Below are 20,536 nucleotides of genomic sequence, written 5' to 3' on the forward strand. Positions count from 1 at the left end.
CATCGTGGAAGATCACGTTGTTCCGCTCTGGCATCGTAGGGTAGTGTGCTCGTTTCTTCTGCCGTCATCTTTGGAGTCTAGGGATGAGTTTGAAAGCCAGGGTCGGAGCCGCTGTCGGAGCGGGTTGTTTCGGTTTGCTGCTTGCGTGGCCAGGAATTTCTGGCGTGATTGCAGAGAGTGCAATTACTGAGCGGATACACGAGCTTGCAGAACAGAATAATTACGATGTTGATGAATTTAACTATGAGCGTGGTTTCGGTGAAAGTGAACTGAGTGTTCAACTTGTTGGTCGTGGTTTGCGTGCTCTGAATAACGAATCTGTAAAAATCTTTGGAGTTATTGATCACGGCTCAATCCTGACATTGCCGGAATTGATTGGTGTTGATGGCTCTGTGCGGTTCGCACAGGGAGAGGGTGATCTGGCAATTACTTATGCCGGGGATGTCAAAGGCGTGATGGCTCTGGGTGGAGAAGTATCTGGAAGCGTTGAAATGGCTCCAGTAGTTCTTCCAGTAGATGGAGAGACCGGACTTATTGCAGCCCTTGATGGTTACACAGTCACCTACAACGGTGAGAGTTCTGAAGATGGTTTTCAATCGTTCCATCTGTCTCCTCTGGTTGTACAGGTAGAAGAAACAGGCGGTCAGTCTTTTCAGGCTGAATTTTCTCCTTCTCTTATGTTGTGGCGCCCGAGCGATAACAGCTGGAAGATTTCCGTTCCAGAGTTAAGCTTGCTGGTTGATGAGCAAGAGCTGCCGGTAGCAACGATTTCAGAACTTGAACTGAGTGGGCAAGATTCAGAAGAAGAAGGTGTTGTAGCGAGTGCCATAAACTTATCAACAGGTGAAATCAGTGTTGAGGGGCGTGAGCTTCCAGTGCTCAAGGCTGTGAGGGTGAGTTCCACCATAGAAAACATAGACATTAAAGGTGTTGGTGATCTCGTAGAGGCGATGCGGGAAGGTGATCAGGGTAGTGACGATGCGAGAGGGGCGATGTATACGCTGCTGAACGCTCAGCCAAGTTACAGTCTTAATGAGTTTTATCTTGATACTGGCAATGGTGTGATGTCGGCAAATTTCTCACTTTCTGCGAAAGATGAGGCGGGGAAGGCGTTGCGTGAAGTAGAAGAGCGGCCTGGAGATAGTCTGCTGGCGGATCAGTTGAAGCTGTTAAGCAGCTTTGAAATTGAAACCGGCTTTCAGATGGATGATGAGCTGGTGTCCTGGGGATGTCGGGAGACGGCAGCTATGCAGGTAAGTAATCCGCTTCAGGCGGATGTGGTTGCTGGTGTTTGTGGTGAGCTGATCAAGAAAGGGCACTTCATCGGAGTGGGCTGTCAGAATGCGAGTTGTTAGCTGAAAATGGCCGAGGTGCAGAAAGAATGGCAGAAGGATCTTTCTCTGAACGCTCGTTTTGATGGGCAAAACGTTACATTAAATAACGTAGAGTTCGGCCTTCTGGAATTTATACAGCTTTTGTAACGGGCTGTTAAAGAGCTATGGCCCCAGTGGCCATAGCTTTATAGGAAGTTTGTAACGGTCAATGGTTTTTTGTGCTGCATCCAGATGTGGGGCATCACTATGACTTTTTAGAATAAGAACTATGCCTGCATCCAATCCGGTCAGGGATGAGTAGTAAAGGGATTGACCTATGGCTTCGGTCCATTTATTTGCAAAGTCCATCTCAATGGCATGGGTCTTTGTCATGCAGTCCACCCTTGGCCCCTCAGGGAGTTTTACCTCCATTTCCCCTCCTACGCCATCACACCAGACTTTTTGATACCAGACCTCTTTTGTGCCTTTTGCGAGGGTTTGTGCTGAAATTGTTGCGAGTGATAGCCACAAAAACGCTGTAAAGAGGGGTGCTTGTCTCATATGTGTATATACTCTTCCGAGGCTATCTGTTGTAAGAATCCCCAGTGAAATTGACCTGAGTCCGGTTAATAACGAGCACTCTTAGAAGAGGACTCCTTGACGGGGAAATTCACACTATTTAAAATCCGGTGCCTTTTAGTGTGCCCGGCTTTCGTTCATTGTCAAAAATGGGCGGCAAAAATCGGGTTCGCTAATGGATTCGGTGTGTCATTGAATCCCCGTGGCTCTGGTACTTATTCCTCTGAGTGTCAGGGTCATCGCGTATATAGAAGCAGTAGTTTAATAATTGGAGAGTATGCCTAATGGCAACTATCAACCAGCTTGTTCGCAAGCCGCGTAAGCGTAAGGTCAAGAAGACCGACGTTCCCGCGCTGCAAGCCTGCCCACAAAAGCGTGGCGTTTGCACTCGCGTATACACTACTACCCCTAAGAAGCCGAACTCCGCACTGCGTAAAGTATGTCGTGTTCGTCTGACCAACGGGTTCGAAGTGACTTCCTACATCGGTGGTGAAGGTCACAACCTGCAAGAACACTCCGTGGTTCTGATCCGTGGCGGCCGTGTAAAGGATTTGCCAGGTGTTCGTTACCACACAGTCCGCGGTACTCTGGATACTCAGGGTGTTAACGACCGTCGTCAGGGCCGTTCCAAGTACGGTACCAAGAAGCCTAAGTCCTAATCTGGCCTTAGCTTTTAAATAATCCAGTTTTAAAACATAAAGTTTTGCATCTGGTTGAAGAGTAAGGCCGAGTCGAAGCCTGATCTCGGACTAACCTGAAAATCGAGGACATTTGTCATGCCAAGAAGAAGAGTCGTCGCCAAACGCGAAGTACTGCCAGATCCTAAGTTTCATAACAAGGTTCTGGCCAAGTTCATCAACCACGTAATGGTTCACGGTAAGAAGTCCGTAGCCGAGCGTATCGTATACGGTGCCATGGATAAGATTCAGGAGCGTTCCGGTAAGGATCCTCTGGAAGTTTTCGATCTGGCCCTCGAAACTATCTCTCCTGTGGTTGAGGTTAAGAGCCGTCGTGTTGGTGGTGCTACTTACCAGGTGCCTGTAGAAGTTCGCCCTTCCCGTCGTATGGCTCTGGCTATGCGTTGGTTGGTTGATGCTGCACGTAAGCGTGGCGAGAAGTCTATGGACCTCCGTCTTGCTGGCGAAATGCTTGACGCTGCCGAGAAGAAAGGCGCAGCTGTTAAGAAGCGCGAAGATGTGCATCGTATGGCAGAAGCTAACAAAGCATTCTCCCACTACCGTTTCTAATACGTTCTTTCAGAGGATTGAGTCGTGGCCCGTAAAACCCCGATACGCCGTTACCGCAACATCGGTATCTGTGCCCACGTCGACGCGGGTAAGACCACTACCACCGAGCGCATCCTGTTCTACACCGGTCTGTCCCACAAGATCGGTGAAGTACACGATGGCGCCGCTACCATGGACTGGATGGAGCAGGAACAGGAGCGTGGTATCACTATCACCTCCGCTGCTACCACCTGTTTCTGGCGTGGTATGGATGCCCAGTTCGACGAGCATCGAGTAAACATCATCGATACTCCCGGACACGTTGACTTTACTATCGAAGTAGAACGCTCCCTGCGTGTTCTCGATGGTGCTGTAGTTGTTCTGTGTGGTTCTTCAGGCGTACAGCCTCAGACTGAAACCGTGTGGCGTCAGGCTGACAAGTACGAAGTGCCTCGCATGGTATTCGTAAACAAGATGGACCGTACTGGTGCTGACTACATGATGGTAGTTAACCAGCTGAAGGATCGTCTGGGTGCGAACGCTGTGCCTCTGCAGATGACTATCGGTTCTGAAGACGAATTCAAAGGTGTTGTTGACCTGATCAAGATGAAGGCCATTCTGTGGAATGAGGCTGATCAGGGTATGACCTTCGAGTACGCAGATATTCCTGCTGATATCGCCGATGAGTGTGCAGAAATGCACGAGTATCTGGTTGAGTCTGCAGCTGAAGCTACTGAAGAGCTGATGGAAAAGTACCTTGAAGAAGGTGAGCTTTCCGAGGAAGAAATCAAGGCTGGTATCCGTCAGCGGACCCTGGCTAACGAAATTATTCCTGTCTTCGGTGGTTCTGCATTTAAGAACAAGGGCGTACAAGCCGTTCTGGATGCTGTAATCGAATTTATGCCTTCCCCTCTCGAGGTTAAGGCGATTGAAGGTATCGTAGACGAAGATGCTGAAGGCAACCCTGTTATGGAAGCTCGTGAAGCTGACGATAACGCGCCTTTCGCTGCTCTGGCCTTCAAGATTGCTACCGACCCGTTTGTTGGTACTCTGACGTTTGCACGTGTGTACTCCGGTATCGCAACTTCCGGCTCCACAGTAATTAACTCTGTGAAGTCCAAGAAAGAGCGTATCGGTCGTATGGTGCAGATGCACTCCAACAACCGTGAAGAGATCAAAGAAGCCCTGGCGGGTGACATTGTTGCTCTGATTGGTATGAAGGATGTAACTACAGGTGAAACCCTGTGTGATCCTGCTAAGCCAATCGTTCTGGAGCGTATGGAATTCCCAGAGCCAGTAATCTCTGTAGCTGTTGAGCCTAAGTCCAAAGCGGACCAGGAAAAGATGGGTATCGCACTGGGCAAGCTGGCTCAGGAAGATCCTTCTTTCCGTGTGAAGACTGACGAGGAAACTGGTCAGACTATCATCTCCGGTATGGGCGAGCTTCACCTGGACGTACTCGTTGACCGTATGCGTCGTGAGTTCAAGGTTGAAGCTAACATTGGTAAGCCTCAGGTTGCTTACCGTGAAAAGATCAAGCAGAGCGTTGAAGCTAACCACAAGTTTGCTAAGCAATCTGGTGGTCGTGGTCAGTACGGTCACGTTGTGGTTGAGTTCTCTCCGGCTGACGACGGTGAAGAAGGTCTGGTATTCATCAACGAAATCGTTGGTGGTGCAATCCCTAAGGAATACATTCCTGCCGTTCAGAAGGGTATCGAAGAACAGATGCAGAACGGTGTTATCGCCGGTTATCCTCTGCTGGGCCTGAAAGCCCGTCTGTTTGATGGTTCCTTCCACGAGGTTGACTCCAACGAGATGGCGTTTAAAATCGCCGCATCTCAGGCTCTGAAGAAGTACGCTCCACAGGCTAAGCCTGTGCTGATGGAACCCATGATGCAGGTTGAGGTGGTAACACCTGAAGACTACATGGGTGATGTTATGGGTGACCTGAACCGTCGCCGTGGTCTTGTTCAGGGTATGGAAGATACTCCAACTGGTAAGACTATTAACGCTCAGGTTCCTCTGGGTGAAATGTTCGGTTATGCCACCGATCTGCGCTCTGCAACTCAGGGCCGTGCTACATACACTATGGAGTTTGCAGAGTATGCAGAAGCTCCTAGCAGCATCGCTGAAGCGGTGATCAAGGCAAACCAGGGTTAATTATTTTCAGACTCGCTAGAAGGTAAGTGAAAAATGGCTAAGGAAAAGTTTGAACGTACGAAGCCGCACGTAAACGTCGGCACCATCGGTCACGTTGACCACGGTAAAACTACTCTGACTGCAGCCCTGACTCGCGTATGTGCCGAAGTATTCGGTGGCGAAATGAAGGCTTTCGATCAGATCGATAACGCTCCTGAAGAGCGTGAGCGTGGTATCACCATCTCTACTGCGCACGTAGAGTACGATTCCAACGATCGTCACTACGCACACGTAGACTGCCCAGGACACGCTGACTACGTTAAGAACATGATCACCGGTGCTGCTCAGATGGACGGCGCTATCCTGGTTTGTGGCGCGACTGACGGCCCTATGCCTCAGACTCGTGAGCACATCCTGCTGTCTCGTCAGGTTGGTGTACCTAAGATCGTTGTCTTCCTGAACAAGGCAGACCTGCTGGCTGAAGACTGTGGCGGCGTTGATTCTGAAGAATACGCTGAGATGCTGGAGCTGGTTGAAATGGAACTGCGTGAGCTGCTGGACACTTACGAGTTCCCAGGCGACGACACTCCAATCATCGCTGGTTCCGCTCTGATGGCCCTGAACGGCGAAGACGACAACGAACTGGGTACTTCCGCTGTTAAGAAGCTGGTTGAAACTCTGGATACTTACATCCCAGAGCCAGAGCGTGCTATCGATCAGCCATTCCTGCTGCCAATCGAAGACGTATTCTCCATCGCTGGTCGTGGTACCGTTGTTACCGGTCGTGTAGAGCGCGGTATCATCAAGGTTGGTGAAGAAGTTGAAATCATCGGCATCAAGGACACCACCAAGACTACCGTAACTGGTGTTGAAATGTTCCGTAAGCTGCTCGACGAAGGTCGTGCAGGTGAGAACGTTGGTGCCCTGCTGCGTGGTGTTAAGCGTGAAGAGATCGAGCGTGGCCAGTGTCTGGTTAAGCCTGGTTCCGTAACTCCTCACACTACCTTCGAATCCGAAGTGTACGTTCTGTCCAAGGATGAGGGTGGTCGTCACACTCCATTCTTCAAGGGCTACCGTCCTCAGTTCTACTTCCGTACTACCGACGTAACCGGTAACGTAGAGCTGCCAGAAGGCGTTGAGATGGTAATGCCGGGCGATAACATCCAGATGGTTGTTACCCTGATTGCACCAATCGCAATGGAAGACGGTCTGCGCTTCGCTATCCGTGAAGGTGGCCGTACTGTTGGCGCCGGCGTTGTGGCCAAGATCATCGCTTAATAATAATTTGTTCGGAAGTGGCTATTGATTTGGTCGCTAACGAGTAAAATTATCGAGTGATATCGAAACCCCCGGCCTAGGTCGGGGGTTTTTACGAGGAAGAAGAGGGTAAATGCTTTTTTCGATATTGTTGACACAAGTGTTGACGAATCTTAAAATGCCGCTCTCTTTTCTATCCGCCCACCAATTGAGTGGGCGGATTTACGTTCTTTAAACACCTACTGGGTTACTAAGATGAGTCAGCAGCCTAAAGCTCAACAAATCCGAATCCGACTCAAGGCTTTTGATCATCGCCTGATCGATCAGTCCACGCAGGAAATCGTTGATACTGCAAAGCGTACTGGTGCGCAGGTTCGTGGTCCTATCCCTCTGCCTACTCGCAAGGAAAAATTCACCGTACTGACTTCTCCGCACGTCAACAAAGACGCGCGTGACCAGTACGAGATCCGTACTCACAAGCGCCTGCTCGATATCGTCGAGCCCACCGAAAAGACAGTTGATGCTCTGATGAAGCTCGACCTGGCTGCGGGTGTGGAAGTTCAGATTAGCCTTGGCTAAAGAATTCAGGCTTGAATTGCCAATTCTCCTAAAAAAGAGTGCGGCGGTTCTTGCTTGTGTAACGCTCTGGAATGGGCGGCCATAGCGGGTAAAAGCCCCGTACACGAAAGAGGTAGACTATGTCTAGTCAAAAAAATGGCAAGCGGGCTTTGGGCCTAATCGGTAAAAAGTGTGGCATGACCCGCATCTTTACCGAAGACGGTGCATCCCTGCCTGTTACTGTTGTAGAAGTAGAGCCTAACGTCGTTACTCAGATCCGTTCTGAAGAAACTGATGGTTACTCTGCTATTCAGGTTACTACTGGTTCCAAAAAGGCCTCTCGGGTTTCTAAGCCTGAAGCTGGTCATTTCGCTAAGGCGGAAGTTGAAGCTGGTCGTGGTCTGTGGGAGTTCCGTCTGGACTCCGCCGCCGAGCTGAAAGCTGGCGACAAACTGACTGTAGAGATGTTCTCTGCTGGTCAGAAGATCGATGTTACCGGTCGTTCCAAGGGTAAGGGTTTCCAGGGTGGCGTTAAGCGCTGGAATTTCCGTATGCAGGACGCGACTCACGGTAACTCCCTGTCTCATCGTGCTCCTGGTTCTATTGGTCAGTGTCAGACTCCTGGTCGTGTCTTCAAAGGCAAGAAAATGGCCGGTCACATGGGTGACGCACAGGTGACTGTACAGTCCCTGGAAGTTGTTCGTGTAGACGCTGAGCGTAATCTGCTCCTCATTAAGGGTGCGGTACCGGGTGCTACTGGCGCTGATGTTGTTATCAAACCTGCCGTTAAGGCCGGTGCGGCAGCCTGATAGGGGGTTTGAACATGGATCTGAACGTAATTGGTGCAGACGCCCTTAAGGTTTCCGACGTAACCTTCGGCGTTGAATTCAACGAAGCCCTGGTTCACCAGGCCGTTGTTAGCTTCCTTGCTGGTGCTCGTCAGGGTACTAAAGCACAGAAGACTCGCAGCGATGTACGTGGCGGTGGTCGTAAGCCTTTCCGTCAGAAAGGTACTGGCCGTGCTCGTGCTGGTACTATCCGTAGCCCACTGTGGCGCGGGGGCGGTACTACTTTTGCCGCTCGTCCTCAGGATCACAGCAAAAAGCTCAACAAAAAGATGTACCGCGGCGCGCTGCGTTCCATCCTGTCTGAGCTGGTTCGCCAGGAGCGTCTGGTAATCGTTTCTGAATTCAAGGCAGAAACTCCTAAGACCAAAGCTATGGTTGCCAAGCTGACTGAGCTTGAAGCAACTAACGCTCTGATCGTTTCCGACGTTGTAGACGAAAATGTTTACCTGTCTGCCCGTAACATTCCTCACGTTGACGTGCGTGATGTTCAGGGTATTGATCCGGTCAGCCTGGTTGCTCACGACAAAGTCATCATGACTGTTGACGCGATCAAGAAGTTTGAGGAGATGCTGGGATGAATCAGGAACGACTGCTGAAAGTCCTCATTGGTCCCCACATTTCCGAGAAGTCTTCGGTTGTGGCTGAGGCGCATAACCAGTATGTGTTCAAAATCGCTACCGATGCGAACAAGCTGGAAGTGAAAAAGGCTGTCGAACAACTGTTCGAAGTTAAAGTGAAGGCAGTAACTACTGTCAACGTGAAGGGCAAGACCAAGCGCACTATGCGTGGTCTGGGCAAGCGTAACGACTGGAAAAAGGCGTACGTAACCCTGGATGCTGGTCAGGAAATTGACTTCGCGGACGCTGAATAAGGAGACAGACAATGGCTGTTGTTAAGTGTAAACCCACTTCTCCGGGGCGCCGCTTTGTAGTCAAGGTCGTTAACCCTGACCTGCACAAGGGCAAGCCCCACGCTCCTCTTCTGGAAAAGAAGAGCAAGAGCGGTGGTCGTAACAATGCTGGCCGTATCACTACCCGTCACGTTGGTGGTGGTCACAAGCAGCATTACCGTATCGTTGACTTCCGTCGCAACAAGGACGGCATTCCTGCCATCGTTGAGCGTCTGGAATACGATCCGAACCGTACTGCGCACATCGCACTGTTGAAGTACATTGATGGTGAGCGTCGTTACATTATTGCACCTAAAGGTGTAAAGGCTGGAGATGAGCTGGTATCTGGCGTTCACGCGCCAATCAAAGCTGGTAACACTCTGCCTCTGCGCAACATTCCTCAGGGTTCCGTTATCCACTGTGTGGAGCTGAAGCCTGGCAAGGGTGCGCAAATGATTCGTTCCGCTGGTACTTCTGCCCAGCTGGTTGCACGTGAAGGTGCCTATGTAACTCTGCGTCTGCGCTCCGGCGAAATGCGTAAAGTTCTGGCTGACTGTCGCGCAACTCTGGGTGAAGTTTCCAACGGTGAGCACGGCCTGCGCTCTTTGGGTAAGGCTGGTGCCAAACGCTGGCGTGGTGTTCGTCCTACCGTTCGCGGTGTGGCTATGAACCCGGTAGACCACCCACATGGTGGTGGTGAAGGCCGGACTTCCGGTGGCCGTCATCCTGTTACTCCGTGGGGCGTACCTACGAAGGGCAAGAAGACTCGCTCCAACAAGCGCACCGACAAGTTTATTGTCCGTCGCCGCACCAAGTAAGTTTGAGAGGATAACACTGTGCCACGTTCACTTAAGAAAGGTCCTTTTATCGACCTGCACCTGTTAAAAAAGGTGGAGGACGCGGTAGGGGCTGGTAACAAGCGCCCGATCAAAACCTGGTCTCGCCGTTCCATGATCATCCCGCAGATGGTTGGTTTAACTATCGCGGTTCACAATGGTCGTCAGCACGTACCTGTATTCGTCTCTGAAGAGATGGTAGGTCACAAGCTGGGCGAGTTTGCAGCCACCCGCACCTATCGCGGCCACGCTGCAGACAAGAAGGCCAAGAAGCGCTAAGGGGTATTGAGATGAAAGAAGTAGCTGCTACACACAACGGCGCTCGCATTTCTGCCCAGAAGGCTCGCTTGGTTGTCGACCTGATTCGCGGAAAGAATGTTGCAGAAGCTCTGGAAACCTTGACTTTCAGCACTAAAAAAGCTGCTGAGCTGGTTAAGAAAACCCTGGAGTCTGCTGTAGCTAATGCTGAGCACAACGAAGGTATGGATATTGATGAACTGAAGGTGTCTTCTGCTTTCGTTAACGAAGGTATGACACTGAAGCGCATCAAGCCTCGTGCCAAAGGCCGTGCTGATCGCATCCTGAAGCGGTCTTGCCACATTACCGTTAAGGTTGCAGAGGTTTAAGGAGCGATCAGATGGGTCAAAAAGTACATCCTACAGGCATTCGCCTGGGTATCGTTAAAGAGCATACCTCTGTTTGGTATGCCGAAGGTGCCGAATACGCTGACAAACTGAATGCGGATCTGAAAGTTCGTTCCTTTCTGGAAGAGAAACTGAAGAACGCTTCTGTTAGCCGTATTGATATTCAGCGTCCTGCGCAAAGCGCTCGCGTTACCATCCACACTGCCCGTCCCGGTATCGTGATTGGTAAGAAGGGTGAAGACGTTGAGAAGCTGCGTCAGGCTCTGAACAAGATGATGGGCGTGCCTGTTCACGTCAACATCGAAGAAGTGCGCAAGCCTGAGACAGACGCGAAACTGGTTGCCCAGAGCATTGCTGGTCAGCTGGAGCGTCGCGTAATGTTCCGTCGCGCCATGAAGCGTTCCGTACAGAACGCAATGCGCCTCGGCGCTAAAGGTATCAAGATTCAGCTGTCCGGCCGTTTGGGCGGTGCTGAAATCGCACGTACCGAATGGTACCGCGAAGGTCGTGTGCCTCTGCACACCCTGCGTGCTGATATCGATTACGCCACCTACGAAGCCCATACCACCTACGGTGTTATTGGCGTCAAGGTGTGGATCTTCAAGGGCGAAGTTATCGGCGGTGTTCGTGAGGAAGAGAAGGAGCAGAAGAAACCTGCTCGTCGTCCTCGCAAGAAGCCGGCCGCTAAGAAGTAAGGAGTTACCAAGATGCTCCAACCTAAGCGTACTAAATTCCGCAAGCAGATGAAGGGCCGTAACCGCGGTCTGGCTCAGCGCGGTTCCAAGGTCAGCTTCGGCGAATACGCCTTGAAAGCTGTTGGTCGTGGCCGTATAACTGCACGCCAAATCGAAGCTGCTCGTCGGGCAATGACTCGTCACGTAAAACGTGGCGGTAAGATCTGGATTCGGATCTTTCCTGACAAGCCTATTACCAAGAAGCCTCTCGAGGTTCGTCAAGGTAAAGGTAAAGGTAGCGTTGAGTACTGGGTAGCGCAGATCCAGCCGGGTCGCGTCCTGTACGAAATGGAAGGCGTTTCTGAAGAGCTGGCTCGTGAAGCCTTCTCTCTCGCTGCTGCCAAGCTGCCTATCAAGACAGTTTTCGTTAAGCGGGGTGTGATGTAATGAATGCGGCAGAGCTGCGTGAAAAGTCTGTCGATGAGCTGAACACTCAGCTGATCGACCTGCTGCGGGATCAGTTTAACTTCCGCATGCAAATGACTACTGGTCAGCTGAAGCAGACTCATCTGCTGAAGCAGACCCGTCGGGATATTGCCCGAGTGAAGTCGGTGCTGACTGAGAAGGCAGGTAAATAAAGATGGCAGAGACCAAGAAAGTCCGTACACTGACCGGCAAGGTCGTGAGCGACAAGATGGACAAAACCATTACTGTCCTCGTTGAGCGCCGCGTAACGCATCCGCTTTACGGCAAGATCGTAAAGCGTTCTACGAAATTGCACGCTCATGATGAGAAGAACGAGTGCAAAATGGGTGACACTGTAGTTATCCGTGAGACTCGTCCTCTTTCCAAGAACAAGTCTTTTGAACTTGTTTCCATTGAAGAGCGTGCGACTCAAATATAAGGCTATCAACCGGCCGTTAAGGCCGGCTTGAGTCTGCAGTTTGAGGAGAACTGAAAAATGATTCAGACCGAGACACAACTCGAAGTAGCAGATAACAGCGGTGCCCGCCGCGTTCAGTGCATCAAAGTACTGGGCGGCTCCCATCGCCGTTATGCTGGTATCGGTGACATCATCAAAGTCACCGTAAAGGAAGCGATTCCTCGCGGTAAAGTGAAGAAGGGCCAGGTAATGAATGCCGTGGTCGTTCGCACTCGTAAGGGTGTTCGTCGTCCTGATGGATCTCTGATCCGTTTCGATGGCAACGCAGCTGTTCTGCTGAATGCGCAGAACCAGCCTATCGGCACCCGTATCTTTGGCCCGGTGACTCGTGAACTGCGCGGTGAGCAGTTTATGAAGATCATCTCTCTTGCACCTGAAGTGCTGTAAGGAGTTACCGTGAAAAAGATTCGTCGTGACGATGAAATCGTAGTCATTGCTGGCAAAGACAAAGGCAAGCGTGGAAAGGTTCTGAGTGTAAACACCGATGGTCGTGTCCTGGTACAGGGCGTGAACATGGTGAAGAAGCACCAGAAGCCTAACCCGATGCTGGGCCAGCCTGGCGGTATCGTTGAGAAAGAAGCTCCTATTCAAGCTTCCAACGTTGCCATCTGGAACCCGGAAGCTAGTAAGGCTGACCGTGTTGGTTTCTCCATCGAAGATGGTAAGAAGCAGCGCGTGTTCAAGTCCACTGGCAAACCGGTTGACGCGTAAGGGGCTGGCAAATGGCTGAATTTAAAAGAAAGTTTCGTGAGGAACTTGTACCTGCTCTCCAAAAGGAGCTGGGTCTCAAGAACGTTAACGAAGTTCCTCGTATCACCAAGATCACCCTTAACATGGGTGTTGGTGAAGCGATTGGCGACAAAAAGGTTATCGAACACGCTCTGGGCGATCTGCAGAAGATCGCTGGTCAGAAGCCTGTTGTAACCAAAGCTCGCAAATCTGTTGCCGGCTTTAAAGTCCGTGAAGGTTGGCCAATCGGCGTTAAGGTAACTCTGCGTGATGAGCGTATGTATGAGTTCCTGGAGCGTCTGGTTGATATCGCGCTGCCACGTGTACGTGACTTCCGCGGTGTAAGTGCTAAGTCCTTTGACGGTCGCGGCAACTACAGCATGGGTGTTAAAGAACAGATCATGTTCCCAGAGATCGATTACGATAAGATCGATACTCTGCGCGGTCTGGACATCACCTTTACTACGACCGCCAAGTCTGATGACGAAGGTCGTGCGCTTCTGAAAGCGTTTAACTTCCCTTTCCGTAACTGAGGTAACGAAGTATATGGCTAAGGAATCCATGAAGCAGCGCGAACTGAAGCGACAGAAAACTGTTGCTAAGTACGCCCAGAAGCGCGCTGAACTGAAAGCTATTATCAGCAACCCTGCCAGCTCCGAAGAAGAGCAGTGGGACGCAACCGTTGCGCTGCAGAAGCAGCCACGTGATGCTTCCAAAGCTCGTCTGCGTAACCGCTGTCGTATCACTGGTCGTCCTCACGCATACCTGCGTAAGTTCGGTCTGAGCCGCATCAAGCTGCGTGAAGCTGCGATGCGCGGTGATGTTCCAGGCCTGACTAAGGCTAGCTGGTAAGGTCGTTGACTAGGAGAGTGCAACTATGAGTATGCAGGACCCGTTAGCAGATATGCTAACTCGCATCCGTAATGCCCAGATGGCAGAACATGCTTCTGTCGCTATGCCTGCTTCAAAAATTAAGGCTGCAGTTGCCGAAGTTCTGAAGAGTGAAGGCTACATCACTGACTACAAGGTAGACAGTGAAGTTAAAGCTCAGATGACTATCGAGCTGAAGTACTTTGAAGGCAAGCCTGTAATTGAAGAGATCAAGCGCGTAAGCCGTCCTGGTCTTCGTAACTACTCTGCTGCTGCTGACCTGCCTAAGGTTAACGGTGGTCTGGGTGTTGCTATTGTCTCCACCAACAAGGGCGTGATGACTGATCGCGCCGCCCGTTCTCAGGGTGTTGGTGGTGAAGTTATCTGCACTGTATTCTAAGGGAGGATCGGAATGTCTCGTATTGCGAAGACCCCGGTTGAGCTTCCTTCCGGTGTAGAAATCAAACTGTCTTCTGATCACATTGCTGTTAAAGGCAGCAAGGGTCAGCTGCAGATGGATATCCATCAGGCTGTAGAAATCAAGCAGGAAGAAAACGTCCTGACTTTCGAAGCTCGTGATGGAAGTAAAACTTCTCGTGCCATGTCTGGTACGACTCGTGCTCTGGTCAGCAACATGGTTACCGGCGTCCACGCTGGCTTCGAAAAGAAGCTTCAGCTGGTTGGTGTTGGTTATCGTGCACAGCTCAAGGGTAAGGTTCTGAACCTGTCCCTGGGTTACTCCAATCCGGTTGAGTACGCTCTTCCAGAAGGTGTGACTGCCGAAACCCCAAGTCAGACTGAAGTTCTGATCAAAGGTATCGACAAGCAATTGGTTGGCCAGGTCGCTGCCGAAATCCGCGACTTCCGTCGTCCGGAGCCTTACAAAGGTAAGGGTGTCCGTTACGCTGATGAAATGGTTCGCCGCAAGGAAGCCAAGAAGAAGTAACGGTTAGGTAAATAAGGGTAAGATTATGAGCGAAAAGAAAGTAGCCCGTCTGCGCCGTGCAAAGCGCTCACGGATGAAAATGCGTGAACTTCGCGTTGCCCGCCTGACCGTGCACCGCACTCCGCGTCACATCTATGCACAGGTGATCGACGCAGAGGGCGGCAAGGTTCTGGCAGCAGCTTCTACTGTAGAGAAGGAACTGCGCAGCGAAGCCACAGGTAACGTTGATGCGGCCACAAAGGTTGGAGCTCTGGTAGCAGAGCGCGCCAAGGCGGCAGGTATCGCCAAGGTTGCCTTTGACCGCTCCGGATTTAAGTATCACGGTCGTGTGAAGGCTCTCGCCGATGCAGCCCGTGAAAACGGACTGGAATTCTAAGGGGTCGTCATGGCTAAAGAAGATCGCAAAGATAAGGCTAACGATGAAGGCCTCATCGAGAAGCTGGTACAAGTAAACCGTGTTGCCAAGGTAGTTAAAGGTGGTCGTATTTTCGGCTTTACCGCTCTGACTGTCGTTGGTGATGGCAAAGGTAAAGTAGGCTTCGGTCGTGGTAAGGCGCGTGAAGTGCCAGTTGCCATCCAGAAGGCTATGGAATCCGCTCGTCGCAACATGATCCAGGTTGATCTGAATGGCACTACCATTCAGTACCCTGTGAAAGCTGCTCACGGCGCTTCCAAGATTTACATGCAGCCTGCATCTGAAGGTACCGGTGTTATCGCCGGCGGCGCAATGCGTGCCGTACTGGAAGTCGCTGGTGTACAGAACGTACTGGCCAAGTGCTACGGTTCTACCAATCCGGTTAACGTTGTTCGCGCTACATTCAACGGTCTGAAGGGCGTTCGCGCTCCTGAAGAAGTTGCAGCCAAGCGCGGCAAGACTGTCGAAGAGATCCTGTGAGGTTCACATGGCAGATAAGAAGATCAAAGTAACACTCGTAAAGAGTGCTAACGGTCGACTGAAAAGCCACAAGGCCTGCGTTCAGGGTCTCGGCCTCCGTCGAATCGGTCACACTGTTGAAGTGGAAGATACCCCTTCCGTTCGCGGTATGGTGAACAAGGTTAACTACCTCGTTCGCGTCGAAGGAGAGTAATATGAAACTGAATACTCTGTCTCCGGCCGAAGGTAGCCACAAAAGTGGTAAGCGCGTCGGTCGTGGTATCGGTAGCGGTATTGGTAAGACTGGTGGCCGCGGTCACAAAGGTCAGAAGTCCCGTTCCGGTGGTGGCGTTAAGCCAGGTTTTGAAGGCGGTCAGCAGCCACTGCAGCGTCGTCTTCCAAAATATGGTTTCACGTCTCGTCTGGCTCGTGTAACTGCAGAAATTCGCCTGGCTGAACTGGCTCAGGTTGAAGCTGAAGTTATCGATCTGGAAGCTCTGCGCGCAGCAGACCTGATCAACAACAGCATTAAGCGTGCGAAAGTTGTTCTGTCTGGTGAGCTGAGCAAAGCTGTCACCATCAAAGGACTGGCGGTCACTAAAGGTGCCCGCGCCGCTATCGAAGCTGCTGGTGGTAAGATCGAGGACTAAATGGCTAAGACATTACCTGTGGGAAATCAGAACGGACTGAGCGAGCTCTGGTCTCGCGTACGGTTTGTCTTTCTAGCCATCCTGGTATACCGGATCGGGGCGCATATCCCCGTTCCCGGTATCAACCCGGATAGATTGGCACAGCTGTTCAGTCAGAACGAAGGAACTATTTTAGGTCTCTTCAACATGTTCTCTGGTGGTGCACTGGAGCGTATGTCTGTATTGGCTTTGGGAATCATGCCCTACATCTCTGCATCTATTATTATGCAGCTGATGACAGTGGTAAGCCCGCAGCTTGAGCAGCTGAAGAAAGAAGGCGAAAGTGGTCGGCGCAAGATCAGCCAATACACTCGCTATGGCACAGTGATCCTGGCCCTGATTCAGGGAACCGGTATGACTGTAGGCCTGGCAAATCAGGGTGTGGCGTTTAGCACTGACTTCAGTTTTTACTTCGTGGCTGTCGCAACATTTGTGACTGGTGCCGTGTTCATGATGTGGCTCGGCGAACAAGTTACGGAGCGAGGTATCGGTAACGGTATTTCGGTTCTGATTTTCGCAGGTATTGTCGCAGGTTTGCCAGGCGCAATTGTTCAGTCTTTCGAGTCCGCTCGTCAGGGTGACGTGAATATCCTTGCTTTGCTGGTGGTAGCCGTACTGGCTGTCGCTGTCATCGCTGGTGTAGTATTTGTGGAACGCGGTCAACGTCGTATCACGGTTAACTACGCTAAGCGTCAGCAGGGTCGTAAGGTATTCGCGGCTCAAAGCAGTCATCTGCCGCTTAAGGTGAATATGGCCGGGGTTATCCCAGCGATCTTCGCCTCCAGTATTCTTTTGTTCCCAGCCTCCATTGCACAATGGTTTGGTCAGGGTGAAGGACTGGGTTGGTTGCAGGACATTGCTTTGGCTCTTGGGCCAGGCCAACCGTTGAACATTATATTGTTCACATTTGGTATTGTATTTTTCTGCTTCTTCTACACTGCTCTGGTCTTCAATCCGAAGGACGTAGCAGATAACCTGAAGAAGTCAGGAGCTTTTATTCCTGGTATCCGTCCAGGTGAGCACACAGCACGTTACATTGATAGCGTACTGACAAAGCTCACTATGGTTGGCGCTGTTTACATGACTGCAGTTTGCCTTCTGCCCCAGTTTCTGGTGGTATGGGCTAACGTACCGTTCTACTTGGGTGGTACATCACTGCTGATCGTTGTAGTGGTTGTCATGGATACCATGGCGCAGATTCAGTCTCATCTGATGTCAAATCAGTATGAGTCCCTGATGAAAAAAGCTAATCTTAAGGGTTATGGTTCCGGCGGCTTGATCCGTTGATTCCATGCTGTTGAAAACATAGCTCTGCCGATAGTGGAGAGAATCATGAAAGTTCGTGCTTCTGTAAAGAAGATCTGCCGCGATTGCAAGATCATCAAGCGTAAGGGTGCTGTTCGCGTAATCTGCAGCAAAGAACCCCGACATAAGCAACGTCAGGGCTAATCGCTCAGGTTTGACCCCGCTTCGATTGACCGCCTGGCTTGAGCCATAAGGCTCAGGTATTCAGGCGGTTGCTTTGTGGTGGAATAGCATGTACTATGCGCCACCTTTCGATTTGGGTTTAGACCTTCGCGTTGCAATTAGGCGAAACTCACGGAGACGATTGAATGGCCCGTATTGCTGGCGTCAATATTCCGGATAACAAACATACTGTTATCTCTCTGACTTACATTTTTGGTGTTGGTCAGCACACAGCTCAGAAAATTTGTGCAGCTACTGGCGTAAGCCCTTCTGCAAAGATCTCTGATCTGAATGATGATGATATCGAGAAGCTGCGTACCGCGGTTGGTGAATTCACCACCGAAGGTGACCTGCGTCGCGAAATCAGCATGAACATTAAGCGTCTGATGGACCTGGGCTGCTACCGCGGTCTGCGTCATCGTCGCAATCTTCCGGTTCGTGGACAGCGCACTAAAACTAATGCGCGCACCCGTAAGGGCCCACGTAAACCGATTCGTAAGTAAACAACTGGTTCTTCCAGTCGTCTGAATACAGGAACAATTCTGATATGGCAAAGCCAGGTATTCGTTCACGTAAAAAGGTGAAGAAGACAGTTGTGGACGGTGTTGCACACATCCACGCTTCCTTCAATAACACCATCGTGACAATTACCGACCGCCAGGGCAACACGCTTTCCTGGGCCACCGCTGGTGGTTCTGGTTTCCGTGGCTCCCGTAAGAGCACTCCATTTGCTGCCCAGGTAGCAGCGGAGCGCGCGGGAAATGCAGCCGCTGAGTACGGTCTGAAGAATCTTGACGTTTGTGTAAAAGGCCCCGGCCCCGGCCGTGAGTCTGCTGTTCGCGCACTGAACGCCTGCGGATACAAGATCACTAACATCACTGATGTTACCCCGATCCCGCATAACGGCTGTCGTCCGCCTAAAAAGCGTCGCGTGTAAACAGGAGATACGGTCAAAATGGCAAGATATATCGGTCCCAAGTGCAAACTGTCTCGTCGTGAAGGCACCGACCTCTTCCTGAAGAGTGGTGTACGTCCACACGAGTCCAAGTGCCGCGCTGAGGTAATCCCAGGACAACACGGTCAGCGTCGTGGACGTCTGTCCGACTACGGTGTCCAGCTTCGTGAGAAGCAGAAAGTACGTCGTCTGTACGGTGTACTGGAAAAGCAATTCCGTAATTACTACAAAGAAGCTGATCGTCTGAAAGGCGCAACCGGTGTAAACCTGCTGCAACTGTTGGAAGGTCGTCTGGATAATGTAGTATATCGTATGGGTTTTGGTTCCACTCGTGCTGAAGCACGTCAGCTGGTAAGCCACAAAGCCATCATTGTTAATGGTAAGACAGTCAACATCCCGTCCTACCAGGTTAAGCCTGGTGATGTTGTCGCTGTCCGCGAGAAGGCTCAGAACCAAATGCGTATTAACGCAGCTCTGGAACTGGCCGCCCAACGCGGTTTCTCCGTGTGGGTAGAGGTTGATGCCAAGAAGAAAGAAGGTACTTTCAAGGCACAGCCTGAGCGGAGTGATCTGTCAGCCGACATCAACGAAAATCTGATCGTCGAGCTGTACTCCAAGTAAGGGATAGATAACTAGGTGGGGTGTTCATCCATGCAGAACTCGGCTACAGAATTTTTGACTCCGCGTCACATCGACGTTGAGGAACACAGCGCAACACGTGCCAAGATTACACTCGAGCCTCTCGAGCGTGGTTTTGGTCACACGTTGGGTAATGCACTGCGGCGTATTCTGCTGTCCTCAATGCCAGGATGTGCTGTTGTCGAAGCCGAGATCGACGGGGTGCAGCATGAGTACAGCACAGTAGAAGGTGTTCAGGAAGATGTCATCGACATCCTTCTGAACCTGAAAGGTCTTGCGCTTCGCATGACTGGTCGTGATGAAGCGACCCTGACCCTGACCCATAAAGGGGCTGGTGTTGTTACTGCAGGTGATATTCAGCTGGATCACGATGTTGAGATCCTGAACCCTGATCATGTGATTGCTCACGTGAGCGAGAAGGGTGATCTGAACATGAAGCTTCTGGTTCGTCGTGGTCGCGGTTATGAAACTGCTGATCAGCGTCGTACTGACGAAGAAGAGAGCCGTTCTATCGGTCGTCTCCAGCTTGATGCCACCTACAGCCCTGTGCACAGAGTCTCCTATGTTGTTGAGCGTGCACGTGTAGAACAGCGTACTGACCTCGACAAACTGGTCCTGGATCTGGAAACCAATGGTACTCTTGATCCTGATGAAGCCATCCGTCGCGCTGCAACTATTCTGCAGCAGCAACTGGCTGTTTTCGTTGACCTGGAAGGTGATGCAGAGCCCGAACCGGAGCAGAAGGAAGACGAAGTCGATCCTATCCTGCTGCGTCCTGTAGATGATCTGGAGCTGACTGTTCGTAGCGCCAACTGTCTGAAGGCAGAGAACATCTACTACATCGGTGATCTGATTCAGCGCACAGAGGTTGAGCTGCTGAAAACCCCGAACCTGGGCAAAAAGTCCCTTACCGAGATCAAAGACGTTCTCGCTTCCCGTGGTCTGAGTCTTGGCATGCGCCTCGACAACTGGCCGCCGGCTAGCCTGAAGTCCGACGACAAGGTTTCAGCTTAAACCACCAGTCTTATCTGGTAAGGATGAAGAATCATGCGTCATCGTAAGAGTGGACGTAAGCTTAACCGGAACAGTTCACATCGCCAGGCGATGTTCAAGAACATGACTGCTTCCCTGGTTGAGCACGAAGTGATCAAGACCACTCTGCCTAAGGCCAAAGAATTGCGCCGTGTAGCAGAGCCTCTGATCACTCTGGCTAAGGAAGATTCCGTAGCCAACCGCCGTCTGGCATTTGACCGTCTGCGTAACAAAGCTACCGTTGGTAAGCTGTTCACAGATCTGGGCCCTCGCTACAAAGAGCGTCCAGGCGGTTACATCCGTATCCTGAAGTGTGGCTTCCGTCAAGGCGATGCTGCTCCTATGGCATACGTAGAACTGGTTGATCGTCCTGTTGCAGTTGAAGCTGCTGACGAAGAGTAAGATCACCAGATCTAAGAAAAACCGGGC

Annotated in this window: 34 protein-coding genes; 33 read left to right on the top strand and 1 reads right to left on the bottom strand. The window is 51.3% G+C overall.

Going from position 1 to position 20,536, the window contains the following annotated elements; all coding sequences use genetic code 11:
- The first annotated feature begins 83 nt into the window (after positions 1 to 83).
- Entirely contained in the window at positions 84 to 1,355 is a 1,272-nt protein-coding gene (locus ACY2RR_RS05080) for a DUF945 family protein (RefSeq protein WP_490107066.1), read from the top strand.
- Positions 1,356 to 1,496: 141 nt separating this feature from the next.
- Here the strand turns inward: ACY2RR_RS05080 and ACY2RR_RS05085 are convergent, their stop codons facing one another.
- Positions 1,497 to 1,706, bottom strand: a complete 210-nt coding sequence (locus ACY2RR_RS05085) for a hypothetical protein (protein WP_490107067.1) — start codon at positions 1,704 to 1,706, stop codon at positions 1,497 to 1,499.
- Positions 1,707 to 2,176: 470 nt separating this feature from the next.
- Here ACY2RR_RS05085 and rpsL point away from each other — a divergent pair, with 470 nt between their 5' ends.
- The 32 genes from rpsL to rplQ all read left to right on the top strand — a co-directional run bounded on the left by rpsL (position 2,177) and on the right by rplQ (position 20,509).
- The gene (rpsL, locus tag ACY2RR_RS05090; RefSeq protein WP_281648556.1) at positions 2,177 to 2,551 is read left to right on the top strand and encodes a 30S ribosomal protein S12; all 375 of its coding nucleotides are present in this window, start codon (positions 2,177 to 2,179) and stop codon (positions 2,549 to 2,551) included.
- A 117-nt stretch (positions 2,552 to 2,668) separates the two neighbouring features.
- Positions 2,669 to 3,139, top strand: coding sequence for a 30S ribosomal protein S7 (gene rpsG, locus ACY2RR_RS05095; protein ID WP_490107068.1), 471 nt, complete (start codon positions 2,669 to 2,671; stop codon positions 3,137 to 3,139).
- 24 nt (positions 3,140 to 3,163) lie between these two features.
- Entirely contained in the window at positions 3,164 to 5,278 is a 2,115-nt protein-coding gene (fusA, locus tag ACY2RR_RS05100) for an elongation factor G (protein WP_490107069.1), read from the top strand.
- 33 nt (positions 5,279 to 5,311) lie between these two features.
- Entirely contained in the window at positions 5,312 to 6,535 is a 1,224-nt protein-coding gene (gene tuf / locus ACY2RR_RS05105) for an elongation factor Tu (protein ID WP_490107058.1), read from the top strand.
- 234 nt (positions 6,536 to 6,769) lie between these two features.
- Positions 6,770 to 7,093: a 30S ribosomal protein S10 gene (gene rpsJ / locus ACY2RR_RS05110; RefSeq protein ID WP_281647850.1), complete on the top strand. Its 324-nt coding sequence runs from the start codon at positions 6,770 to 6,772 to the stop codon at positions 7,091 to 7,093.
- A gap of 119 nt (positions 7,094 to 7,212) precedes the next feature.
- Positions 7,213 to 7,881 carry a 50S ribosomal protein L3 gene (gene rplC, locus ACY2RR_RS05115; RefSeq protein WP_490107070.1) on the top strand — a complete coding sequence of 223 codons (669 nt, stop codon included), beginning with the start codon at positions 7,213 to 7,215 and terminating at the stop codon, positions 7,879 to 7,881.
- A 14-nt stretch (positions 7,882 to 7,895) separates the two neighbouring features.
- Positions 7,896 to 8,498, top strand: coding sequence for a 50S ribosomal protein L4 (gene rplD / locus ACY2RR_RS05120; protein ID WP_490107071.1), 603 nt, complete (start codon positions 7,896 to 7,898; stop codon positions 8,496 to 8,498).
- On the top strand, positions 8,495 to 8,791 hold the full coding sequence (gene rplW, locus ACY2RR_RS05125) for a 50S ribosomal protein L23 (protein ID WP_490107072.1): 297 nt from the start codon (positions 8,495 to 8,497) through the stop codon (positions 8,789 to 8,791). Before rplD ends, rplW begins: the two co-directional genes overlap by 4 nt.
- An 11-nt stretch (positions 8,792 to 8,802) precedes the next feature.
- A complete protein-coding gene (gene rplB, locus ACY2RR_RS05130; RefSeq protein WP_281647854.1) occupies positions 8,803 to 9,627 on the top strand; it encodes a 50S ribosomal protein L2 in 825 nt (274 codons plus the stop codon).
- 18 nt (positions 9,628 to 9,645) lie between these two features.
- On the top strand, positions 9,646 to 9,924 hold the full coding sequence (gene rpsS, locus ACY2RR_RS05135; RefSeq protein WP_281647855.1) for a 30S ribosomal protein S19: 279 nt from the start codon (positions 9,646 to 9,648) through the stop codon (positions 9,922 to 9,924).
- 11 nt (positions 9,925 to 9,935) lie between these two features.
- Complete coding sequence (gene rplV, locus ACY2RR_RS05140) at positions 9,936 to 10,271, top strand: 50S ribosomal protein L22 (RefSeq protein ID WP_281647856.1); 336 nt, start codon at positions 9,936 to 9,938, stop codon at positions 10,269 to 10,271.
- Between the two features lie 11 nt (positions 10,272 to 10,282).
- Complete coding sequence (gene rpsC / locus ACY2RR_RS05145) at positions 10,283 to 10,984, top strand: 30S ribosomal protein S3 (protein WP_281647857.1); 702 nt, start codon at positions 10,283 to 10,285, stop codon at positions 10,982 to 10,984.
- Positions 10,985 to 10,996: 12 nt separating this feature from the next.
- Positions 10,997 to 11,410 (top strand): 50S ribosomal protein L16, encoded by a 414-nt coding sequence (rplP, locus tag ACY2RR_RS05150; protein WP_490107073.1) that lies wholly within the window; start codon positions 10,997 to 10,999, stop codon positions 11,408 to 11,410.
- Positions 11,410 to 11,601, top strand: a complete 192-nt coding sequence (gene rpmC / locus ACY2RR_RS05155; protein ID WP_490107074.1) for a 50S ribosomal protein L29 — start codon at positions 11,410 to 11,412, stop codon at positions 11,599 to 11,601. Before rplP ends, rpmC begins: the two co-directional genes overlap by 1 nt.
- A gap of 2 nt (positions 11,602 to 11,603) precedes the next feature.
- Entirely contained in the window at positions 11,604 to 11,867 is a 264-nt protein-coding gene (gene rpsQ / locus ACY2RR_RS05160; RefSeq protein ID WP_155162186.1) for a 30S ribosomal protein S17, read from the top strand.
- Between the two features lie 57 nt (positions 11,868 to 11,924).
- Positions 11,925 to 12,293: a 50S ribosomal protein L14 gene (gene rplN, locus ACY2RR_RS05165; protein ID WP_155162185.1), complete on the top strand. Its 369-nt coding sequence runs from the start codon at positions 11,925 to 11,927 to the stop codon at positions 12,291 to 12,293.
- 9 nt (positions 12,294 to 12,302) lie between these two features.
- On the top strand, positions 12,303 to 12,617 hold the full coding sequence (gene rplX, locus ACY2RR_RS05170) for a 50S ribosomal protein L24 (protein ID WP_490107075.1): 315 nt from the start codon (positions 12,303 to 12,305) through the stop codon (positions 12,615 to 12,617).
- 11 nt (positions 12,618 to 12,628) lie between these two features.
- On the top strand, positions 12,629 to 13,168 hold the full coding sequence (rplE, locus tag ACY2RR_RS05175; RefSeq protein WP_490107076.1) for a 50S ribosomal protein L5: 540 nt from the start codon (positions 12,629 to 12,631) through the stop codon (positions 13,166 to 13,168).
- Between the two features lie 13 nt (positions 13,169 to 13,181).
- Positions 13,182 to 13,487 carry a 30S ribosomal protein S14 gene (gene rpsN / locus ACY2RR_RS05180; RefSeq protein WP_490107077.1) on the top strand — a complete coding sequence of 102 codons (306 nt, stop codon included), beginning with the start codon at positions 13,182 to 13,184 and terminating at the stop codon, positions 13,485 to 13,487.
- 25 nt (positions 13,488 to 13,512) lie between these two features.
- Positions 13,513 to 13,905 (top strand): 30S ribosomal protein S8, encoded by a 393-nt coding sequence (gene rpsH, locus ACY2RR_RS05185; protein ID WP_490107078.1) that lies wholly within the window; start codon positions 13,513 to 13,515, stop codon positions 13,903 to 13,905.
- Positions 13,906 to 13,917: 12 nt separating this feature from the next.
- A complete protein-coding gene (gene rplF / locus ACY2RR_RS05190) occupies positions 13,918 to 14,451 on the top strand; it encodes a 50S ribosomal protein L6 (protein ID WP_490107079.1) in 534 nt (177 codons plus the stop codon).
- Between the two features lie 25 nt (positions 14,452 to 14,476).
- Positions 14,477 to 14,827 (top strand): 50S ribosomal protein L18, encoded by a 351-nt coding sequence (gene rplR, locus ACY2RR_RS05195; protein ID WP_490107080.1) that lies wholly within the window; start codon positions 14,477 to 14,479, stop codon positions 14,825 to 14,827.
- 9 nt (positions 14,828 to 14,836) lie between these two features.
- Positions 14,837 to 15,346 carry a 30S ribosomal protein S5 gene (rpsE, locus tag ACY2RR_RS05200; protein WP_490107081.1) on the top strand — a complete coding sequence of 170 codons (510 nt, stop codon included), beginning with the start codon at positions 14,837 to 14,839 and terminating at the stop codon, positions 15,344 to 15,346.
- 7 nt (positions 15,347 to 15,353) lie between these two features.
- Positions 15,354 to 15,539 (top strand): 50S ribosomal protein L30, encoded by a 186-nt coding sequence (gene rpmD / locus ACY2RR_RS05205; RefSeq protein WP_155162178.1) that lies wholly within the window; start codon positions 15,354 to 15,356, stop codon positions 15,537 to 15,539.
- Between the two features lies 1 nt (position 15,540).
- Complete coding sequence (gene rplO / locus ACY2RR_RS05210) at positions 15,541 to 15,975, top strand: 50S ribosomal protein L15 (protein WP_281647869.1); 435 nt, start codon at positions 15,541 to 15,543, stop codon at positions 15,973 to 15,975.
- On the top strand, positions 15,976 to 17,301 hold the full coding sequence (gene secY / locus ACY2RR_RS05215; RefSeq protein ID WP_490107082.1) for a preprotein translocase subunit SecY: 1,326 nt from the start codon (positions 15,976 to 15,978) through the stop codon (positions 17,299 to 17,301).
- Between the two features lie 45 nt (positions 17,302 to 17,346).
- Entirely contained in the window at positions 17,347 to 17,463 is a 117-nt protein-coding gene (gene rpmJ / locus ACY2RR_RS05220; protein WP_155162175.1) for a 50S ribosomal protein L36, read from the top strand.
- A gap of 164 nt (positions 17,464 to 17,627) precedes the next feature.
- Entirely contained in the window at positions 17,628 to 17,984 is a 357-nt protein-coding gene (gene rpsM / locus ACY2RR_RS05225; protein ID WP_281647871.1) for a 30S ribosomal protein S13, read from the top strand.
- Between the two features lie 44 nt (positions 17,985 to 18,028).
- Positions 18,029 to 18,418 (top strand): 30S ribosomal protein S11, encoded by a 390-nt coding sequence (rpsK, locus tag ACY2RR_RS05230; protein ID WP_087112141.1) that lies wholly within the window; start codon positions 18,029 to 18,031, stop codon positions 18,416 to 18,418.
- Between the two features lie 18 nt (positions 18,419 to 18,436).
- Complete coding sequence (rpsD, locus tag ACY2RR_RS05235; RefSeq protein WP_490107083.1) at positions 18,437 to 19,057, top strand: 30S ribosomal protein S4; 621 nt, start codon at positions 18,437 to 18,439, stop codon at positions 19,055 to 19,057.
- A 30-nt stretch (positions 19,058 to 19,087) separates the two neighbouring features.
- Positions 19,088 to 20,089, top strand: a complete 1,002-nt coding sequence (locus tag ACY2RR_RS05240) for a DNA-directed RNA polymerase subunit alpha (RefSeq protein ID WP_490107084.1) — start codon at positions 19,088 to 19,090, stop codon at positions 20,087 to 20,089.
- 33 nt (positions 20,090 to 20,122) lie between these two features.
- On the top strand, positions 20,123 to 20,509 hold the full coding sequence (gene rplQ / locus ACY2RR_RS05245; RefSeq protein ID WP_155162171.1) for a 50S ribosomal protein L17: 387 nt from the start codon (positions 20,123 to 20,125) through the stop codon (positions 20,507 to 20,509).
- The last annotated feature ends 27 nt before the right edge of the window (positions 20,510 to 20,536 follow it).

The organism is Parendozoicomonas sp. 2304DJ65-17 (genome assembly GCF_058148445.1).

Coding starts and splice junctions, on each gene's coding strand:
- rplP (WP_490107073.1), top strand. CDS start 10,997: ATGCTCCAACCTAAGCGTACTAAATTCCGCAAGCAGATGAAGGGCCGT.
- rplR (WP_490107080.1), top strand. CDS start 14,477: ATGAGCGAAAAGAAAGTAGCCCGTCTGCGCCGTGCAAAGCGCTCACGG.
- secY (WP_490107082.1), top strand. CDS start 15,976: ATGGCTAAGACATTACCTGTGGGAAATCAGAACGGACTGAGCGAGCTC.
- rplV (WP_281647856.1), top strand. CDS start 9,936: ATGAAAGAAGTAGCTGCTACACACAACGGCGCTCGCATTTCTGCCCAG.
- rplD (WP_490107071.1), top strand. CDS start 7,896: ATGGATCTGAACGTAATTGGTGCAGACGCCCTTAAGGTTTCCGACGTA.
- rpmD (WP_155162178.1), top strand. CDS start 15,354: ATGGCAGATAAGAAGATCAAAGTAACACTCGTAAAGAGTGCTAACGGT.
- rpsJ (WP_281647850.1), top strand. CDS start 6,770: ATGAGTCAGCAGCCTAAAGCTCAACAAATCCGAATCCGACTCAAGGCT.
- rpsM (WP_281647871.1), top strand. CDS start 17,628: ATGGCCCGTATTGCTGGCGTCAATATTCCGGATAACAAACATACTGTT.
- rpsC (WP_281647857.1), top strand. CDS start 10,283: ATGGGTCAAAAAGTACATCCTACAGGCATTCGCCTGGGTATCGTTAAA.
- rplE (WP_490107076.1), top strand. CDS start 12,629: ATGGCTGAATTTAAAAGAAAGTTTCGTGAGGAACTTGTACCTGCTCTC.
- rplN (WP_155162185.1), top strand. CDS start 11,925: ATGATTCAGACCGAGACACAACTCGAAGTAGCAGATAACAGCGGTGCC.
- rplQ (WP_155162171.1), top strand. CDS start 20,123: ATGCGTCATCGTAAGAGTGGACGTAAGCTTAACCGGAACAGTTCACAT.
- tuf (WP_490107058.1), top strand. CDS start 5,312: ATGGCTAAGGAAAAGTTTGAACGTACGAAGCCGCACGTAAACGTCGGC.
- rpsL (WP_281648556.1), top strand. CDS start 2,177: ATGGCAACTATCAACCAGCTTGTTCGCAAGCCGCGTAAGCGTAAGGTC.
- rpsH (WP_490107078.1), top strand. CDS start 13,513: ATGAGTATGCAGGACCCGTTAGCAGATATGCTAACTCGCATCCGTAAT.
- rplB (WP_281647854.1), top strand. CDS start 8,803: ATGGCTGTTGTTAAGTGTAAACCCACTTCTCCGGGGCGCCGCTTTGTA.
- ACY2RR_RS05240 (WP_490107084.1), top strand. CDS start 19,088: ATGCAGAACTCGGCTACAGAATTTTTGACTCCGCGTCACATCGACGTT.
- rpsK (WP_087112141.1), top strand. CDS start 18,029: ATGGCAAAGCCAGGTATTCGTTCACGTAAAAAGGTGAAGAAGACAGTT.
- rpmJ (WP_155162175.1), top strand. CDS start 17,347: ATGAAAGTTCGTGCTTCTGTAAAGAAGATCTGCCGCGATTGCAAGATC.
- rplW (WP_490107072.1), top strand. CDS start 8,495: ATGAATCAGGAACGACTGCTGAAAGTCCTCATTGGTCCCCACATTTCC.
- rpsQ (WP_155162186.1), top strand. CDS start 11,604: ATGGCAGAGACCAAGAAAGTCCGTACACTGACCGGCAAGGTCGTGAGC.
- rplF (WP_490107079.1), top strand. CDS start 13,918: ATGTCTCGTATTGCGAAGACCCCGGTTGAGCTTCCTTCCGGTGTAGAA.
- ACY2RR_RS05080 (WP_490107066.1), top strand. CDS start 84: ATGAGTTTGAAAGCCAGGGTCGGAGCCGCTGTCGGAGCGGGTTGTTTC.
- rpsD (WP_490107083.1), top strand. CDS start 18,437: ATGGCAAGATATATCGGTCCCAAGTGCAAACTGTCTCGTCGTGAAGGC.
- rplO (WP_281647869.1), top strand. CDS start 15,541: ATGAAACTGAATACTCTGTCTCCGGCCGAAGGTAGCCACAAAAGTGGT.
- rpsN (WP_490107077.1), top strand. CDS start 13,182: ATGGCTAAGGAATCCATGAAGCAGCGCGAACTGAAGCGACAGAAAACT.
- rplC (WP_490107070.1), top strand. CDS start 7,213: ATGTCTAGTCAAAAAAATGGCAAGCGGGCTTTGGGCCTAATCGGTAAA.
- ACY2RR_RS05085 (WP_490107067.1), bottom strand. CDS start 1,706: ATGACAAAGACCCATGCCATTGAGATGGACTTTGCAAATAAATGGACC.
- rpmC (WP_490107074.1), top strand. CDS start 11,410: ATGAATGCGGCAGAGCTGCGTGAAAAGTCTGTCGATGAGCTGAACACT.
- rpsE (WP_490107081.1), top strand. CDS start 14,837: ATGGCTAAAGAAGATCGCAAAGATAAGGCTAACGATGAAGGCCTCATC.
- rpsG (WP_490107068.1), top strand. CDS start 2,669: ATGCCAAGAAGAAGAGTCGTCGCCAAACGCGAAGTACTGCCAGATCCT.